The sequence below is a fragment of the Ruegeria sp. BG8 genome, assembly GCF_056538325.1.
This window is the reverse complement of record NZ_JBQFSZ010000001.1, coordinates 295,821-312,391: the sequence shown is the minus strand read 5'-3', so window position 1 is coordinate 312,391 and position 16,571 is coordinate 295,821. Positions and strand designations below refer to the sequence as shown.

Annotated in this window: 14 protein-coding genes and 3 tRNA genes; 8 read left to right on the top strand and 9 right to left on the bottom strand. The window is 55.7% G+C overall.

Going from position 1 to position 16,571, the window contains the following annotated elements:
* Positions 1 to 3: 3 nt before the first annotated feature.
* Together pgi and ACR0DG_RS01595 are read left to right on the top strand one after the other, a co-directional pair.
* Positions 4 to 1,614 (top strand): glucose-6-phosphate isomerase, encoded by a 1,611-nt coding sequence (pgi, locus tag ACR0DG_RS01600; RefSeq protein WP_480693680.1) that lies wholly within the window; start codon positions 4 to 6, stop codon positions 1,612 to 1,614.
* Positions 1,615 to 1,783: 169 nt separating this feature from the next.
* Positions 1,784 to 3,403, top strand: coding sequence for a long-chain-fatty-acid--CoA ligase (locus ACR0DG_RS01595; protein WP_480693679.1), 1,620 nt, complete (start codon positions 1,784 to 1,786; stop codon positions 3,401 to 3,403).
* Positions 3,404 to 3,424: 21 nt separating this feature from the next.
* On the opposite strand, the gene ACR0DG_RS01590 is transcribed toward ACR0DG_RS01595, so the two are convergent.
* From ACR0DG_RS01590 to ACR0DG_RS01580, 3 genes are all read right to left on the bottom strand, one after another.
* A tRNA-Asn gene (locus tag ACR0DG_RS01590) sits at positions 3,425 to 3,499 on the bottom strand.
* A gap of 127 nt (positions 3,500 to 3,626) precedes the next feature.
* A tRNA-Asn gene (locus tag ACR0DG_RS01585) sits at positions 3,627 to 3,701 on the bottom strand.
* A 76-nt stretch (positions 3,702 to 3,777) separates the two neighbouring features.
* Complete coding sequence (locus ACR0DG_RS01580; protein ID WP_480693678.1) at positions 3,778 to 4,692, bottom strand: MBL fold metallo-hydrolase; 915 nt, start codon at positions 4,690 to 4,692, stop codon at positions 3,778 to 3,780.
* Positions 4,693 to 4,736: 44 nt separating this feature from the next.
* Here ACR0DG_RS01580 and ACR0DG_RS01575 point away from each other — a divergent pair, with 44 nt between their 5' ends.
* Positions 4,737 to 6,056, top strand: a complete 1,320-nt coding sequence (locus ACR0DG_RS01575) for an ATP-binding protein (protein WP_480693677.1) — start codon at positions 4,737 to 4,739, stop codon at positions 6,054 to 6,056.
* Positions 6,057 to 6,600: 544 nt separating this feature from the next.
* Here the strand turns inward: ACR0DG_RS01575 and ACR0DG_RS01570 are convergent.
* A tRNA-Ile gene (locus ACR0DG_RS01570) sits at positions 6,601 to 6,677 on the bottom strand.
* A gap of 107 nt (positions 6,678 to 6,784) precedes the next feature.
* Here ACR0DG_RS01570 and purM point away from each other — a divergent pair.
* The 3 genes from purM (at position 6,785) to rnd (ending at position 9,698) form a co-directional block, all read left to right on the top strand.
* On the top strand, positions 6,785 to 7,831 hold the full coding sequence (gene purM / locus ACR0DG_RS01565; protein ID WP_480693676.1) for a phosphoribosylformylglycinamidine cyclo-ligase: 1,047 nt from the start codon (positions 6,785 to 6,787) through the stop codon (positions 7,829 to 7,831).
* Positions 7,828 to 8,424, top strand: coding sequence for a phosphoribosylglycinamide formyltransferase (gene purN, locus ACR0DG_RS01560; RefSeq protein WP_480693675.1), 597 nt, complete (start codon positions 7,828 to 7,830; stop codon positions 8,422 to 8,424). The genes purM and purN overlap by 4 nt, the downstream gene beginning before the upstream one ends.
* Before the next feature lie 116 nt (positions 8,425 to 8,540).
* Entirely contained in the window at positions 8,541 to 9,698 is a 1,158-nt protein-coding gene (gene rnd / locus ACR0DG_RS01555) for a ribonuclease D (protein WP_480693674.1), read from the top strand.
* A 6-nt stretch (positions 9,699 to 9,704) separates the two neighbouring features.
* Here rnd and ACR0DG_RS01550 read toward each other — a convergent pair whose 3' ends face one another.
* Positions 9,705 to 10,229, bottom strand: a complete 525-nt coding sequence (locus ACR0DG_RS01550) for a hypothetical protein (protein ID WP_480693673.1) — start codon at positions 10,227 to 10,229, stop codon at positions 9,705 to 9,707.
* 138 nt (positions 10,230 to 10,367) lie between these two features.
* On the opposite strand from ACR0DG_RS01550, the gene ACR0DG_RS01545 reads away from it, so the two are divergent.
* Positions 10,368 to 10,778 (top strand): SufE family protein, encoded by a 411-nt coding sequence (locus ACR0DG_RS01545; protein WP_480693672.1) that lies wholly within the window; start codon positions 10,368 to 10,370, stop codon positions 10,776 to 10,778.
* 10 nt (positions 10,779 to 10,788) lie between these two features.
* Here the strand turns inward: ACR0DG_RS01545 and ACR0DG_RS01540 are convergent, their stop codons facing one another.
* Entirely contained in the window at positions 10,789 to 11,451 is a 663-nt protein-coding gene (locus tag ACR0DG_RS01540) for a DUF1638 domain-containing protein (protein WP_480693671.1), read from the bottom strand.
* A 136-nt stretch (positions 11,452 to 11,587) separates the two neighbouring features.
* Positions 11,588 to 12,286 (bottom strand): corrinoid protein, encoded by a 699-nt coding sequence (locus ACR0DG_RS01535; protein WP_480693670.1) that lies wholly within the window; start codon positions 12,284 to 12,286, stop codon positions 11,588 to 11,590.
* 288 nt (positions 12,287 to 12,574) lie between these two features.
* Between ACR0DG_RS01535 and ACR0DG_RS01530 the strand changes: the two genes are divergently transcribed.
* Positions 12,575 to 13,642 (top strand): PA0069 family radical SAM protein, encoded by a 1,068-nt coding sequence (locus ACR0DG_RS01530; protein WP_480693669.1) that lies wholly within the window; start codon positions 12,575 to 12,577, stop codon positions 13,640 to 13,642.
* Positions 13,643 to 13,690: 48 nt separating this feature from the next.
* Here the strand turns inward: ACR0DG_RS01530 and gltA are convergent, their stop codons facing one another.
* Positions 13,691 to 14,986: a citrate synthase gene (gene gltA / locus ACR0DG_RS01525; RefSeq protein ID WP_480693668.1), complete on the bottom strand. Its 1,296-nt coding sequence runs from the start codon at positions 14,984 to 14,986 to the stop codon at positions 13,691 to 13,693.
* Positions 14,987 to 15,106: 120 nt separating this feature from the next.
* Positions 15,107 to 16,507: a glutamate--tRNA ligase gene (gltX, locus tag ACR0DG_RS01520; protein WP_480694961.1), complete on the bottom strand. Its 1,401-nt coding sequence runs from the start codon at positions 16,505 to 16,507 to the stop codon at positions 15,107 to 15,109.
* Positions 16,508 to 16,571: the final 64 nt, after the last annotated feature.

The window sequence follows — 16,571 nt, the reverse complement described above, 5'->3', positions numbered from 1 at the left end:
GTGATGAAATTGGATGAACTCAATTCTCTGGCAAGTGACGCGAAAGACTGGCGCATTCTGGACCTGTTTGAACAAGACGCTGATCGCGCAGATGGGTTTTCCGCCTCGACCGGCGACCTGCGGTTTGACTATTCGAAAACCTGTATCAACGCGGATGTGCGATCTGCGCTTATAGCGCTGTGTGATCAGGCCGCGCTTGCCGACAAACGCGAGGCGATGTTCAGCGGCGCAAGGATCAATGAAACCGAAAACCGGTCCGTGTTGCACACCGCGCTGCGCAATCTGGACGGTGGTCCTGTTGAGGTCGACGGTTTGGACGTCATGCCAGATGTTCTGGACACGTTGCAAAGAATGCGCGTTTTCGCCGAAGAGGTTCGCGGTGGAACAACCGTCGGGGCAGGGGGCAGTTTCACTGACATCGTTAATATCGGTATCGGGGGTTCGGATCTGGGTCCTGTCATGGCAACGCATGCTCTGGCCCCTTATCACGATGGCCCCCGGGTGCATTATGTCTCGAACGTAGATGGTGCACACATCGCCGATACATTGCGCCAACTGGACCCGACGCGCACGCTGGTGATTGTTGCGTCAAAAACTTTCACCACCATCGAAACAATGACCAACGCCAGAACAGCGCGCGCTTGGATGACCGAAGGGGGTGGTGACCCGACGCGCCAATTTGCAGCCGTATCCAGTGCGTTGGACAAGACCGAGGCGTTCGACATTCCTGAAGAGCGCGTTTTCGGTTTCGCCGATTGGGTTGGCGGACGCTATTCGGTTTGGGGGCCTGTGGGGCTGCCGGTGATGATTGCGGTCGGCTCCAACGCCTTTGACGCGTTTCTGCGCGGCGGACAGGCGATGGATGTGCATTTTCGAGCCGCCGACTGGGCCGACAACATGCCGGTTATGCTGGCGCTCGTGGGTATCTGGCATCGGCAGGTTATGGGCTATTCCAGCCGCGCTGTATTGCCATATGACCAACGTCTGTTGCGTTTGCCGGCATATTTCCAACAGCTAGAAATGGAATCCAACGGAAAATCTGTCGCCATGGATGGCAGTGCGTTGACGGTGCCCTCGGGGCCAATTGTCTGGGGGGAACCCGGTACAAACGGTCAGCATGCCTTTTATCAGTTGATCCACCAGGGCACCGACGTCATTCCGTGCGAATTCATGGTTGCTGCCCAAGGACATGAACCTGAACTGGCGCATCATCACCGTCTGCTTTTGGCCAACTGCCTCGCGCAATCCGAAGCGCTGATGCGCGGACGAACCTTCGAAGAAGCGCGGCAGCGGATGGTGGAGAAAGGGCTGCAAGGGGCCGAGCTTGAGCGTCAGGCCCTGCACCGTGTCTTCCCCGGGAACCGTCCGTCCACCACGCTGATCTATCCACAGCTCACCCCGTTTGTATTGGGCCAGATCATTGCGTTGTATGAGCATCGCGTGTTCGTCGAGGGCGTTTTGCTTGGCATAAACTCGTTCGATCAATGGGGTGTTGAATTGGGAAAAGAGCTGGCGACGTCTCTGGCTCCTATCGTGGATGGCGAAGAGAGCGCGGCGCAAAAGGATGGTTCAACCGCAGGTCTGGTTGCTTACGCGTTGCGACACCGGGACTGAAAAAACGCAGCTTGGAACCACCATAGTCTGCATTCTTTTATTGTCAGACAATTAAATGATTGGCAGGGTTCTTTGTGAAGAGCCGCCCCTGTTCCCTTGCCCGGACATGGGGCAGGGCTAGAACGAGGTGCTGCCACGCAGAAGCGGCACAGACATAGGGAGGATGTCCATGCTGGGACAAATGATGACGCAGCCGTTGCTGATCTCGTCGCTGATTGAGCACGCCGATCGCTATCACGGCCAGACCGAAATAATCTCGGTTGAAACGGATGGAAGCGTTACTGAAAGTAGTTGGTCTCAGGTGGCGCACAACGCGCGCAAGCTGGCTTCGGCATTGACGAATCTGGGGCTTGATCCTCAGGCTCGTGTCGGCACTTTGGCGTGGAACAACCGACGCCATCTTGAGATTTACTACGGAACATCCGGTGCTGGTTTTGTTTGCCATACAGTAAACCCCCGGCTGTTCCCCGAACAGCTAACGTACATCATCAACCATGCGCAGGACCGTGTTCTGTTTTTTGACGCGACCTTTATTCCCTTGGTTGCAGCGTTGCAGGATCATCTGACCGAGGTTCAGCATTTTATTTTGATGGGTCCGCGGAACGAGGAAGCGGTCGCACAGGTTCAGAACGTTCAATTCTATGACGAATTCATCGAAACGGGCGACGCAGGCTTCAAATGGCCAAGCTTTGACGAAAACACCGCGTCCAGCCTGTGCTATACTTCAGGGACTACGGGCAACCCCAAGGGTGTACTGTATTCGCACCGCTCGACCGTTCTGCACAGCTTTGGTTCGAACACGCGTGATGTAATCGGATATTCGGCCATGGACGTTGTGCTGCCGGTGGTGCCGATGTTCCACGTCAACGCGTGGGGATCGCCTTATGCATGTGCAATGTCGGGGTCTCGGATGGTATTGCCGGGACCGGGGCTGCATGGCGAAGCCTTGGTCAATCTGATCGACACATATGACGTTACCATTGCAATGGGCGTGCCGACCATATGGCAGGGTCTTTTGGCGCATGCCGCAAGTTCGGGCAGTAAACTAACAAGCCTGCAGCGCACTGTGATCGGTGGCGCGGCGTGTCCGCCCTCGATGATCGAAACCTTCCGCGAGGTTTATGGCGTCGACACGATCCACGCCTGGGGCATGAGCGAAATGAGCCCGCTCGGCACCGCAAACCATCCGTTGGCCAAGCACTCAAAACTGCCGGTGGAGGATCAACACCGCGTTCGCGAAAGCCAAGGTCGCCCCTGTTACGGTGTCGAACTCAAGATTGTGGACGATGACGGCAAGGAATTACCTCATGACGGAGAAACGCAAGGCGACCTGATGGTCCGCGGTCATTGGGTGCTGGACAGCTATTTTCAGATGCAGGATCAGGACTTGCTGCAGGATGGCTGGTTCGCGACAGGAGATGTGGCGACGTTGGATCCCGACGGCTTTATGACCATCCGGGACCGGTCCAAGGATATCATCAAGTCGGGTGGTGAGTGGATCAGTTCGGTCGAGCTGGAAAACATCGCTGTTGCCCACCCGAAATTGGCGACCGCTGCCGTGATCGGGGTTCCGCACCCGAAATGGGATGAGCGTCCGCTATTGGTCGCAGTCAAAGCCGAGGGGGAAAATCCAAGCGAAGACGAACTGCTGGCCTTTTTCGACGGCAAAATCGCAAAGTGGCAAGTTCCGGACAAGGTGGTTTTCGTCGATGCGCTGCCATTGAATGCAACGGGCAAAGTTTTGAAACGCAACCTAAGGGCAGACTTCGAATCCGAATTGACTGGATAAGAGTTTGAAATCAGGGGGAAATGGCTCCGGCGGTAGGGATCGAACCTACGACCAATTGATTAACAGTCAACTGCTCTACCGCTGAGCTACGCCGGAACGGTTCGCGCCGTATAGCAATCCGTTTCTGTGGCGTCCAGAGGGCGCGTAAGATTTTTCGTCGAAAAATCTTGGGCCAAATTCAACGTCAATCGCATTGTATGGATGTTGGTATTCTTGGGAATTTTGGCTCCGGCGGTAGGGATCGAACCTACGACCAATTGATTAACAGTCAACTGCTCTACCGCTGAGCTACGCCGGAACTGAGTGGCGTATAACAACACGGATTTTGGTCGTCCAGAGGGGATCGACCCCAAATGCCGAAAAAGTTTTTGAGGTTAAGCCAGCCTGCGAAAAACCGTATTTGCGGAAAGTGGACCATCTGGCGAAACCGTTGATCTTCCGGTTAAATCGACCAGTTGGGCGAAAACGTTCCGCTCTGCTGCTCCAAGCAGGGCAACAGGGGTTTCGGTGTATATCCGTTTTGCCAGTTGTCGCGCTGTACCGGGTTGATCTGCCAGAGCGTCAAGAATCTGTGCTTCGCGCGACAATCGGTGATGGATCAGCCAATCCAGCCGGGCCGCAGGATCCGCGATTGGCGCTCCGTGACCTGCATGAAACACTGTCCACTTTCGGGCGCGAAGTTTATGGCAGGCCTGCATGAAATCCGTGAGGTCGCCGTCCGGGGGGGATACCAACGAGCTGGCCCATCCCATGACATGATCTGCTGTAAAGCACACGTCTGCCCAACCCAGCGCAATATGATTGCCAAGATGACCGGGCGTGTGGATGACCTCAAGCTGCCAATCCTCTCCTTCGATGACATCGCCATCCGAAACCTCGACATCGAAGCGAAAGGCTGTATCGATTCCCTCGCCGCCACCCGCCAGACCTTGCTTGGCCAATTCCGCCATGACTTCACTTCGACCGGCCTCCGGGCCTCCAAATGCGTAAATCGGGGCGCCGGTACGCTCGGCCAGCGGTTTTGCCAGAGGTGAGTGGTCAAGGTGCGTGTGCGTGACGATGATATGGCTTACCCTTTGACCTGGTTTTAATGCCGCCAGAATCGCCTCAAGATGTGTATTGCTTTCGGGGCCGGGGTCGATAACCGCGCAATCGCGGTCTCCCAACAGATATGTATTGGTTCCGCGGTAGGTCATGGGCGAGGGATTCGGAGCCAGAATACGGCGCAAGCCCGGCTGTACTGTCGTGGCTTGACCCGCGGGCGGGTTGAAATCGTCGGGGGCCTGCATTTTGCGCTCTTTCTCATTTCGGATCAGCCCGTTAGGTTTAGCGCATGTCGAGTAGATGGCTCAAATCATATATGCCACGCAGCCTGTACACCCGTGCAGCCTTGATTCTTGTTCTGCCTGTTATCGTGTTGCTGTTGGTGGTGGGTATCGCTTTTTTGCAAAAGCACCTTGAGGACGTCACGGGGCAAATGACGCGCACGGCCTCGCGCGAAGTGATGCTGGTCACTGAAACGATGGAGGGGTTTGAAACACAGCAGCAGGCATTGGCGGCCATTCGGCCTGACCTGAGCGCGCTTGAGATGCAGGTGCGTTTTTTGGGCATAAATGATAGCCCGATGATCGGATACCGCCGTTGGTACGATTTCATCGCACCGCAGGTTGAAACGGATTTGCATGCCCACCTTCCGGACCTTGTGGCGATTGCGTTGCCCAGTGGAGATGAAGCCCGGCTATATTTGCAGACCGATCTTGGTTTGCTGCAGTTGACGATGGATCGTCGACGTCTGTCCCCCACAGCACCGCATCAGTTGATCGTTACAATGGTGTTTTTTGCCGTCGTCATGACGTCTATTTCATTTCTCTACATGCGCAACCAGCTGCGACCGATCACGCGGCTGGCCGACGCTGCGCAGGCGTTCGGACGGGGCAGGGTGGTGCCCTATGTACCCGGAGGCGCGATGGAAGTCCGGGCCGCTGGCAGCGCGTTTCTGGACATGCGTGCGCGAATAGAGCGGCAGATTGAACAGCGAACAATGATGTTGTCCGGGGTAAGCCACGACTTGCGGACTCCTTTGACGCGTCTAAAGCTTGGCCTGTCGATGTTGCCGGAAGATGAAGCAGAGCCATTGCAAAAGGACGTGGACGAGATGCAATTGCTTCTTGATGCGTTTCTGAATTTTTCCCGCGGTACCGCAGAAGGCCAGCCTGAACAGGTGGAGCCTGAGGCATTACTGCGAAAGATCGTGGATGATGCGCAAAGAGCGGGCTACGCCGCGACTTTGGTTTCGGTCGAAGGCGAGGGCACGGCCATGTTACGCCCCACGGCTATCCGCCGCGCCGTTGAAAATCTGATCGGCAACGCAGTTCGTTATGGAACCAAAGCTGAAGTGAGTCTTTCCATGACGTCCAAGTCGCTGAGAATAAGGGTTGAAGACGACGGCCCGGGTATTCCGGCGGAACAAAGGACCGAGGCAGTAAAACCATTTTCGCGCCTCGATCCGGCTCGAAATCAGAATCAGGGCAGTGGTGTGGGCCTGGGCCTTGCTATCGTTGCTGACATAGCGCGCGCGCATGGGGGGGTATTGCGTCTGGGGCAAAGCGAAACCCTTGGAGGGCTAAGCGCTGACATCATCGTCGGGCGATAAAAATAACGTCTTTTGTCGACATCTGCGGGGACGGTGGTAGGCCCGGAGGGGTCATGTGAATTGTGCAATAACAATTACTTAATGTGGCTAACTTCGCAGTAAAAGTAGACATGTTATGGCTAACCGGGCTTAGAACAAATTGACTTCAAGCTTCTTATTTCAGGTCTGCGCATGGTGCCTTGCGGTAAAAGTAAATTGGTGTCGAATAGCTGGTGAGCAATTGAAATGGTACCTCCAATGCAGGCCTGAGAAGACACATCGGAGGTACCCAGTCGGAACATGCTACAGGCGAACCTGTTCCTACGCACGGCTGACACGCCTAGTAATCATCTTGGGAAATTACATTCAACCAAAAATATATATTCAGACAAAAATATTCGCCTAAAAAATGTATATTAAAGCCGGATGGTGAGGATGCGAAGGGGTGCAAGCCCTTTTAGACCTAGCGGCTAGCCAGTATGTATCTGATTTCTTTACACAATAACTATGGTTAGCCAGAATTGAATGGCTAACATGCAAGTAAGCCATTCAAAATATTGAATTGTGGTAGGCCCGGAGGGACTCGAACCCCCAACCAAAGCGTTATGAGCGCTCTGCTCTAACCAATTGAGCTACAGGCCCGCCTAAGCGCATTCCGTATCACGGTGAACGCCCGCGTCAAGCCTGACCGTTGCAACATGGCGCACAATCGACTAACCCGCGCGAGAACCATTGATAAGGGGCTGGCCATGACTGCGGGCAAGAACGGAATTACCTATGCTGATGCGGGCGTTGATATTGATGCAGGGAACGCGTTGGTAGACCGGATCAAGCCGGCGGCCAAACGGACCAACCGTTCCGGTGTCATGAGCGGCCTTGGCGGCTTTGGCGCTTTGTTCGACCTCAAGGCCGCCGGGTACACCGACCCGATTCTGGTGGGCGCGACCGATGGGGTTGGCACCAAGTTGCGGATTGCGATCGACACCGGTGTGGTCGACGGTGTTGGTATTGACCTTGTTGCCATGTGCGTCAACGATTTGATCTGCCAAGGCGCTGAGCCTTTGTTCTTTCTGGACTATTTCGCAACCGGCAAGTTGGACTCTGATACCGCCGCCAGGATCATCGAAGGCATTGCTGAAGGTTGTGTGCAGTCTGGCTGTGCGTTGATCGGGGGCGAAACGGCTGAAATGCCTGGCATGTACCCGGACGGTGACTTTGATCTTGCCGGGTTCTCTGTTGGTGCCATGGAACGTGGTGCGCATTTGCCTGCCGACGTGCAGCAAGGTGATGTGCTGCTTGGTTTGGCCTCAAACGGTGTGCACTCCAACGGGTATTCGCTGGTGCGTAAACTGGTTGAGATGTCGGGTCTTGGTTGGGAGGCCGACTCACCCTTCGGAACCGGCTCGCTTGGCGAAGCGCTTTTGACACCAACGCGCCTGTACGTGCAGCCTGCATTGCAGGCAATCCGGGCAGGGGGCGTACATGCGTTGGCCCATATCACCGGTGGTGGGTTGACCGAAAACCTACCGCGCGTTCTGCCCGAAGGGCTGGGCGCAGAAATCGACCTTAATGCCTGGGACTTGCCACCCGTCTTCCGCTGGATGGCGGAAACTGGCGGTATTGCCGAAGGCGAAATGTTGAAGACCTTCAACTGCGGCATCGGCATGATCGTTGTGTGTGCCGAGGATCGTGCAGATGAGCTGGCCACCTTGTTGGGTGAGGCCGGTGAAGCCGTCGCGCGTATCGGTACGGTGACCAATGCCCCGGGCGTCGCCTACGCGGGCACCCTGCTGTGAGCCACAAGCGCGTTGCCATCCTGATCTCGGGCGGGGGCTCGAACATGGAGTCGCTTGTCGACAGTATGACAGGGGATCATCCTGCGCGTGCGTGTTTGGTATTGTCCAATGACCCACAAGCGGGTGGTTTGAAAAAAGCAGCCGATCGTGGCATTCCCACTGCCGCTGTAGATCACCGACCCTTTGGCGGGGACCGCGCTGCATTTGAGGCGGAACTGCTCAAACCATTAGAGGCCGCGCAACCTGATATTGTGTGCCTCGCTGGTTTCATGCGGGTACTGACCGAGGATTTCGTATCGCGGTTTCAGGGGCGTATGCTGAACATCCACCCGTCACTGTTGCCGAAATACAAGGGCCTGAACACCCATGCGCGTGCCATCGCGGCCCAAGACCCCGAACACGGTTGTTCGGTGCATGAGGTCACGGCCGCTTTGGACGATGGCCCGATACTGGGGCAGGCCCGCTTGAAAATAGAGGCCGACGACACCCCGGAAACATTGGCGGCAAGGGTGCTGGTGTGGGAGCACAAACTTTACCCTGCGGTTTTGAAGCGATTTGCCGCCGGAGACAGATCAAGGGTGTCGATGCCTTGACCGAGGCGGGGTGATTTACACGCCCGTGCTATTCGGCCTATGGTCTGCGTAATCGCTCGGTACGGTATGAAAGCGACGGGCAGCCACAAAGAACAAGAGCAAGAACAGCACCGCGTATGAAGACCCTTACAACGACGCAAGAGCTGGCCGACTTCTGCAAGGCCGCTGCGGACCATGACTATGTCACCCTAGACACCGAATTTCTGCGCGAGCGGACTTATTACTCCAAACTGTGCCTGCTGCAGATGGCGGTACCATCCCAAGAAGAAGACAGCGCAGTATTGGTCGATCCATTGGCTGAAGGCATGTCGCTGGATCCTTTGTTCGAACTCTTCGCCAATGAGAATGTCGTCAAGGTATTTCACGCCGCACGGCAAGACCTTGAGATTTTCTGGGTTGAGGCTGGCGTGTTTCCCAAACCGCTGTTCGACACGCAGGTTGCCGCGATGGTCTGCGGCTTTGGTGAGCAGGTTGGGTACGAAACGCTGGTTCGGAAAATCTGCAAGCAGGGTGTCGACAAGACTTCGCGCTTTACCGATTGGTCCCGACGTCCTTTGTCCGACGCACAAAAGAGCTATGCGCTGGCTGATGTAACGCATCTTCGTCAGATTTACGAACATCTTGCTGCAGAGTTGCAGAAGACCAAGCGTAGTCATTGGGTGGCCGAAGAATTGCGGATACTGACGCAACCGGCAACATACGAAATTCGGCCCGAGGACGCGTGGAAACGTGTAAAAACCCGGACCAATTCGTCCAAATTCCTGGCTGTTGTTCGAGAGCTTGCGCATTTCCGTGAGGCTTATGCGCAAGAAAACAACGTTCCGCGTAGTAGGGTGTTCAAGGATGACGCTTTGATCGAGCTTGCTTCGACCAAGCCAAAGAACGCGTCCGACTTGGGCGGGTCGCGCCTTTTGTTGCGCGAAGCCCGCAAAGGGGCGATTGCCGAAGGGATTCTTTCGGCAGTTAAGAAGGGCGTCGGATGTCCGCCGGATCAAATGCCGCGCGTGGATAACAGTCGCGACAAGCTCAAGGTCAACCCGGCGCTTTCGGATCTGTTGCGCGTTTTGCTGAAGTCCAAAACGGAAAGCTCGGGCGTTGCAGCTAAGCTTATCGCCACGAGTTCCGAATTGGACCAGATCGCCGCCGGTGAGCGTGAGCTTCCGGCGATGTCCGGGTGGCGTTACGAAGTGTTTGGCGAAGATGCCCTGAAGCTATGCGAGGGTAAGATCGCGTTGGCGGCCAAAGGACAGTCCGTCGAGGTTGTCGCGCTGTAACAGCGGTCAGCGCCGCCGGGATTCCAGCGCGTTTTGCTGCCCAATAACCCGCACAAGTCGAACGCCCTCAAGCTGTTCAAGGCTCACGTTGGTTGCATCTGAAACCTGGCGCGACCTGTCATTACCTTGGTTGGTTGTATAGCTGGGGTAGCTGACGCGGAACGTGTATTCGAGGATACCGTTTTTCTGGTTCTCTTCGTTTTCCACAAGAACAAGCCGCGCGTCATAGGCACCTTGTCGCGCTGCGGTTCCGGTTGCAAAAATGATCGCGCCGGATGGTGTGGGGTCTATTCGCAACTCGTCAATTCTGGCGATTGGCACGCTGTTGTCGGGGGCATCCGGCCGGGAAAACAGGCCTATGCCCTCGCGCTGCTCAGGAACAAGCACGTTTGCATCGTTGGGATCGGTTGTGCTGGGCGCCGGAGTGCTCGACCCGAACCAGTTGGACGGGTTTGCCCGCGAGTCACGCCAGTTATTGCAGGCGGACAGCGCCAAAGTGGCGACCAAAAGTGCAGACAGTGTTTTTTGCATGGACCCAACGCTCAGAGCAGTAATATCAGCAACGGGTTATCGCAAAACCGTGGCTTTGAAAACCCACGCCGGGTCTGGACAGGCCGGGGGCATAGGCATAGTTCACAGATGTGAACGCAATGAAAGGACCGCCCCAAGATGGCAACGCCTGCCTTTGAGGAAATTGTCGAAGATTTCGAGTTTCTGGAGGACTGGGAAGACCGGTACCGCCATGTCATTGATCAGGGCAAAGCGATGGAGCCTCTGGACGATGCGCTAAAGGTTCCTGCCACCAAGGTGCATGGCTGCGCCAGTCAGGTTTGGTTGCATCCTGTTATCGAAGGCGGTGTATTCCGGTTTGATGGGGATAGCGATGCGTTGATCGTGCGCGGACTGATTGCCGTGTTGCGTGCGTTGTACAACGACCTGCCTGTTGGCGATGTCCCCAAGGTAGACGCCGCAGCAGAACTGGGACGTTTGGGGCTGAACGACCACCTTTCGGCACAGCGATCAAATGGGTTGCGCTCGATGATCGAACGCATCCGCGAAGTTGCGCAGGAAAATGCCTGAAACGCCGCAGCTATAGCGGGCGCTGCGCCCATTCGTTGAGGGTCGTTTCAAGATCCCCGTAGCCCGTGAAACGGCGCTCAAAAGCCAGCCCCATGCGATCGGCGCATTCACGGGCGCGCTCTGTCAGGTCAGGATCGTCTGTTTGCGCCTGATAAACCAGCTTGGTGTAGTTGCCAAAGTACATGTCGCGTAGTTCGGGGTGGCGATCCAGTCCCAAGGGTTTCCAAACGAAGGCGTCGAATTGTCGGGCCAGGAAGTCTGTCAGGTAGAAGGCCGTTGTTTCATCGTCCCCTCGGGCGTCAAAAGCTGCGTTGCCTTCGAAGAACGAATAACAATGTGGGCCCTTGATCATCTCGACCCCCATGTTTTCGCAGGCCTTTTGCAACAGACCTCCGGTGCCGCAATCGGCATAAACGACGTAAATCTTGTCGTACTGGTCCTTGTGCTTTGACACCGCGTCCTCAACGGCTTGGGTGATCCGTTCCGGGTGCACGTGCAAAATCGCGGGCAGGCAGGTCAGTGCCATATGTTCCCAACCGTTGCGCTTTTTGAGATCCAATATCTCGCGCGCAAGCGCCCCGCACGCCAGAAGCAGAATTTGTTCCTGCGTTTTTTGTTCCTGATAACCCTGCGTCGTCAGGCTGTTATCGTCTGGAAAGTGTTCCTCGGTCATGATCGGCCTCTGTTCGGTGGCTTAGCACGAATTGGTAATATTGGTTTGCGCCGTTCGTTTTTGAACCTGCTGGCGCCTTCGCGCAAAAAAGGCCGCCCGGATGCCGGACGGCCTTTGAATTCGGAATGTGCTCCGATCAACCGGCCAGCTGATTGTGCTTGCGCGAAACAAAGTCCTTGGCCATCTCAACAGCGACGGCTGCGTCGCGGCAGTATCCGTCGGCACCGATGGCTTTGCCAAACTCTTCGTTCAGAGGCGCGCCGCCAACCAGAACGATGTACTCTTCGCGCATGCCTTGTTCGACCAGCGTGTCGATCACCACTTTCATGTAAGGCATGGTGGTGGTCAGCAGGGCCGACATACCCAAGATGTCGGGCTGTTCTGTTTCCAACGCCTCAAGGTAGTTTTCAACCGGGTTGTTGATTCCGATGTCGACCACTTCGAAACCTGCGCCTTCCATCATCATCGACACAAGGTTCTTGCCAATGTCGTGGATGTCACCTTTGACGGTGCCAATAACCATCTTGCCAACGCGAGGAGCACCGGTTTCGGCCAGCAGCGGCTTCAGGATCGCCATGCCGCCCTTCATGGCATTCGCGGCCAGCAGAACTTCGGGAACGAACAGGATGCCGTCGCGGAAGTCATGGCCAACGATCGTCATGCCACCGACCAGAGCTTTGGTCAGGATGTCGTAAGGGGTCCATCCGCGTTCCAGCAGAATGTTTACACCTTCTTCGATCTCTTCTTTCAGACCGTCGTAGAGATCGTCGAACATTTGTTCGACAAGTTCTTCGTCGTTCAGTTCGGACAGGACGATGTCTTCTTCATCGGACATGGAGCGTTTCCCTGAGCTTTGGGCGCATTGCGCCCGTGGGTGGCATTTTTTCCGTTTTGGCTAAAACGTCGCAGTTCGACTGTGACGATTGCGACCAAGGTCGTTCCGGGACCGACCTATAGGACAATTTCTTGATCAACTCGACGTCATTTTTTGCATGAAGTTCCTGCAGTTCGTTCACGCTGGTGTGAAAATCACTGGCTGCGTAAAGGTTTGAAAGCCTGTCTGTCGCTTGCGCATACCTTTGGCGAGTTGTATGAAAGAACAAGAACAAAATGGGAACAAATAATGCAAACGCCGCGTATCCGTGCCAGAGGAACGACAACAAATACCACCGGTCGGTTTGAGCGTTTTGACACCGTTGCTTGCGATGACGGATGGGATATCGAAGAAGAGTTGCCGCCACTTCGGACCGAAGTTAGTGAGGAACTGGCGCGTAGCTTGATAACCTATAACCGCTCGCCCGATTTGCCATTTGATCGTTCTATCAACCCGTATCGGGGGTGCGAGCACGGTTGCGTTTACTGTTTTGCGCGGCCCTCTCATGCGTATCTAGGGCTTTCGCCGGGGCTTGATTTCGAAACCCGCCTGATCGCCCGGCCAAATGCCGCTACGGTTCTGCGCAAAGAGCTGTCGTCAAAAGCGTATAAAGTGGCCCCAATCGCATTGGGAACGAATACGGACCCATATCAACCGATTGAGAAGAACCTGTCGATTACCCGCAAGTGCCTTGAGGTGCTGCTGGAATTCAAGCATCCGATTGGAATTGTAACCAAAGGAACGTTGGTCGAGCGTGATATTGATATCCTCGCGCAAATGGCGAAAGTCGGGCTTGTCCGGGTCGGCATTTCCTTGACCACGTTGGACGCCGATCTCTCACGCCGGATGGAGCCACGCGCCCCTTCACCAAAGCGACGACTGGAGATCATTCGGAAACTGGTCCGGGCAGGGATACCAGTCCGGGTGATGACTTCGCCCTTGGTTCCTGGTTTGACCGATCACGAACTGGAGACTCTTCTAGAGGCCGGGCGTGATGCTGGTGCAAATGCGGCGAGCTGGATCATGCTGCGTCTGCCGCGAGAAGTATCAGAGCTTTGGCAAGACTGGTTGAAATCGAATGAACCCGCGCGTGCCGAAAAGGTGATGTCCAAGCTTCGCGAGATGCACGGCGGCCGGGATTATGATCCGCGCTGGGGTCATCGGATGCGGGGTGAGGGCGAGTATGCCGCGCTTGTCGCCAAGCGATTCTCGTTAGCTGTCAAACGCTTGGGGCTGGCAACGCGGACACCCCAGTTGCGGTGCGATTTGTTCGAAAAGCCGCCGCAAGCTGGTGATCAGCTACAGCTATTCCAATAAAAAAGCCCCGGTTCAAGAACCGGAGCTTTTAAACAATTTAGGTGAGTATCAGCGGTTTTCGATATCCACATAGTCACGGCTGGTTTCACCCAGATACAACTGACGCGGACGCCCGATTTTGTTCTGTGGATCCGCGATCATCTCTTTCCACTGGCTGACCCAGCCAACGGTCCGCGACAGAGCGAAGATCGGAGTGAACATCGAAGTCGGGAAGCCCATCGCCTCGAGGATGATACCCGAGTAGAAGTCAACGTTCGGGAACAGTTTCTTTTCGGCGAAATATGGATCTTCAAGCGCCTGTTTTTCCAGCGCCTTCGCGACCTGAAGCTTGGGGTTGTCTTCGATACCCAGCAAGTCCAGAACTTCGTCCGCGGATTGCTTCATCACTTTGGCACGCGGGTCAAAGTTTTTGTAGACGCGGTGGCCAAAGCCCATCAGGCGGAACGGATCGTTCTTGTCTTTGGCGCGTTCAATGTACTCCGGTATACGCTCAACACTGCCGATTTCTTCCAGCATCTCAAGGCAGGCTTGGTTGGCGCCGCCATGCGCAGGACCCCAGAGGCAAGCAATACCGGCCGCAATACAGGCGAATGGGTTCGCGCCAGAGCTTGACGCAAGACGGACGGTCGAGGTCGAGGCGTTCTGCTCGTGGTCGGCATGCAGGGTAAAGATACGGTCCATCGCGCGGCTGAGGATCGGGTTGACCTCATACTCTTCAGCCGGAACGCTGAAGCACATGCGTAGGAAGTTCGACGCATAGTCCAGATCGTTGCGCGGATATACGAAGGGCTGACCAGTGTGGTACTTGTAGGCCCAAGCCGCGATGGTCGGCATCTTAGCGATCAAGCGGTGCGAGGCGACCTCGCGCTGATGCGGGTCCGAGATATCGGTCGAGTCGTGATAGAACGCGGACATCGCACCAACGACACCCACCATAATCGCCATTGGGTGCGCATCCCGGCGGAACCCGCGATAGAAATACTGCATTTGTTCGTGCAGCATTGTGTGGCGTGTGATGGTGGTTTCAAACTTCTCCAGAACTGGGGCCGAAGGCAGCTCTCCGTACAGCAGCAGGTAGCAGACTTCTAGGAAGTGCGATTTTGCGGCAAGTTGGTCGATCGGATAACCGCGATGCAGCAATTCACCTTTGTTCCCATCGATATAGGTGATGGTGCTGTCGCAGCTGGCGGTAGATGTAAAACCAGGGTCATACGTAAACACACCGGCGGTGCCGTAAAGCTTGCGGATGTCGATCACATCGGGTCCCGCAGTTGGCGAATGAACCGGCAACTCGTATGTTTCGCCATGAACTGTCAGAGTGGCTGATTTATTGCTGTCGGTCATATTGTCCCTTCCTCATTCATGCGCAATCAGATCGCTGTCCGATCCTGCGGGCAACGGATGCGCGCGAGCGCGCAGTCCGGGTGTTAGCGGAGCAGCGTTACCCAAATGTGAAGATTTGGTTTAAGTCGCTGCGTCAGAAAGCCGGGCCAGGGTTTCATCCCGCCCCAACACGAGCATCATATCAAAAACCGAAGGTGTAACCGCCCGACCTGCCAACACGGCGCGCAGTGGCGCCGCAAGCTTGCCAAACTTAACCCCTTTCGCTTCGGCGAACGAATTCAGGGCCTCCTCCAGTCCGGTTCGCGTCCAGCTAGCATTTTGCACATGCGGCGTCAATTCATTCAGTATACCATCGGATACAGTGCTTAGGGCCTTTGCCGCCTTTTCGTCGGGTTCAATAGGGCGGGACGCAAGGACAAAGTGCGCTTTTTCAAGAAGTTCCGGGAAAGTGCGCGCGCGATCCTTGAGGCAATACATCGCACGTTCCAGATCACCAGATTGTGTGTCGGTGAGAGCAGGCAATTCGGCTGCGGCGAGGTATCCTTGGATTTCGTGCCGCAATGCGGCATCTTCTGCGATTGCAATGTGCTGGCCACACAGATTCTCGAGCTTTTTCAAGTCGAAACGCGCAGGGCTTTTACCAATGCCATCGAGATCAAACCACTCTTTGGCTTGTTCGTCCGTAAAGAATTCGTCGTCTCCGTGGCTCCAACCCAAGCGCGCCAGATAGTTGCGCATCCCGGCTGCCGGATATCCCATCGCCTGATACTCCTGCGCGCCAAGGGCACCATGGCGTTTCGAAAGCTTTTTGCCGTCCGGACCATGTATAAGTGGGATATGCGCCCAAACGGGAACAGTCCAACCCATCGCTTCATAGATCATCATTTGACGCGCGGCGTTGTTCAGGTGGTCATCCCCACGTATGACATGCGTCACGCCCATGTCGTGATCGTCGACCACCACGGCGAGCATGTATACTGGCGTTCCGTCTGACCTGAGAATGATCATGTCATCCAACTGGTCATTTCGGATCGATACGTCGCCTTGAACCTGATCGCGTATGACGGTCGTTCCATCCTGCGGTGCCTTGATGCGGATCGCGTAGGGTGCATCGGGGTGCGTGGCGGGGTCAGCATCCCTCCAAGGGCTGCGGAACAGAGTTGATCGACCTTCGGCACGCGCTTGTTCACGAAACGTAGCGATTTCTTCTTGGGTAGAAAAACACTTATACGCTTTGCCTTCGTTCAAAAGCTGTTGCGCTACTTCGGCGTGACGCGCGGCACCCTCAAACTGACTGATCACCTCGCCATCGTGGTCCAGACCGAGCCAAGCCATACCTTGAAGGATGGCAGCGGTCGCCTCGGGGGTTGACCGCTCGCGATCCGTGTCTTCGATCCTTAGCAGAAATTTACCCCCGCTGCCGCGCGCAAATAGCCAGTTGAACAACGCGGTTCGCGCACCGCCGATATGCAGAAATCCAGTTGGAGAAGGAGCGAAGCGAGTGACGACCTGATCGGACATGTTTTGGATTAACCTTTTGGTAACCGTGTCTGGCATAGTTTTGCGCCTGTCTAACGAGCCGGAA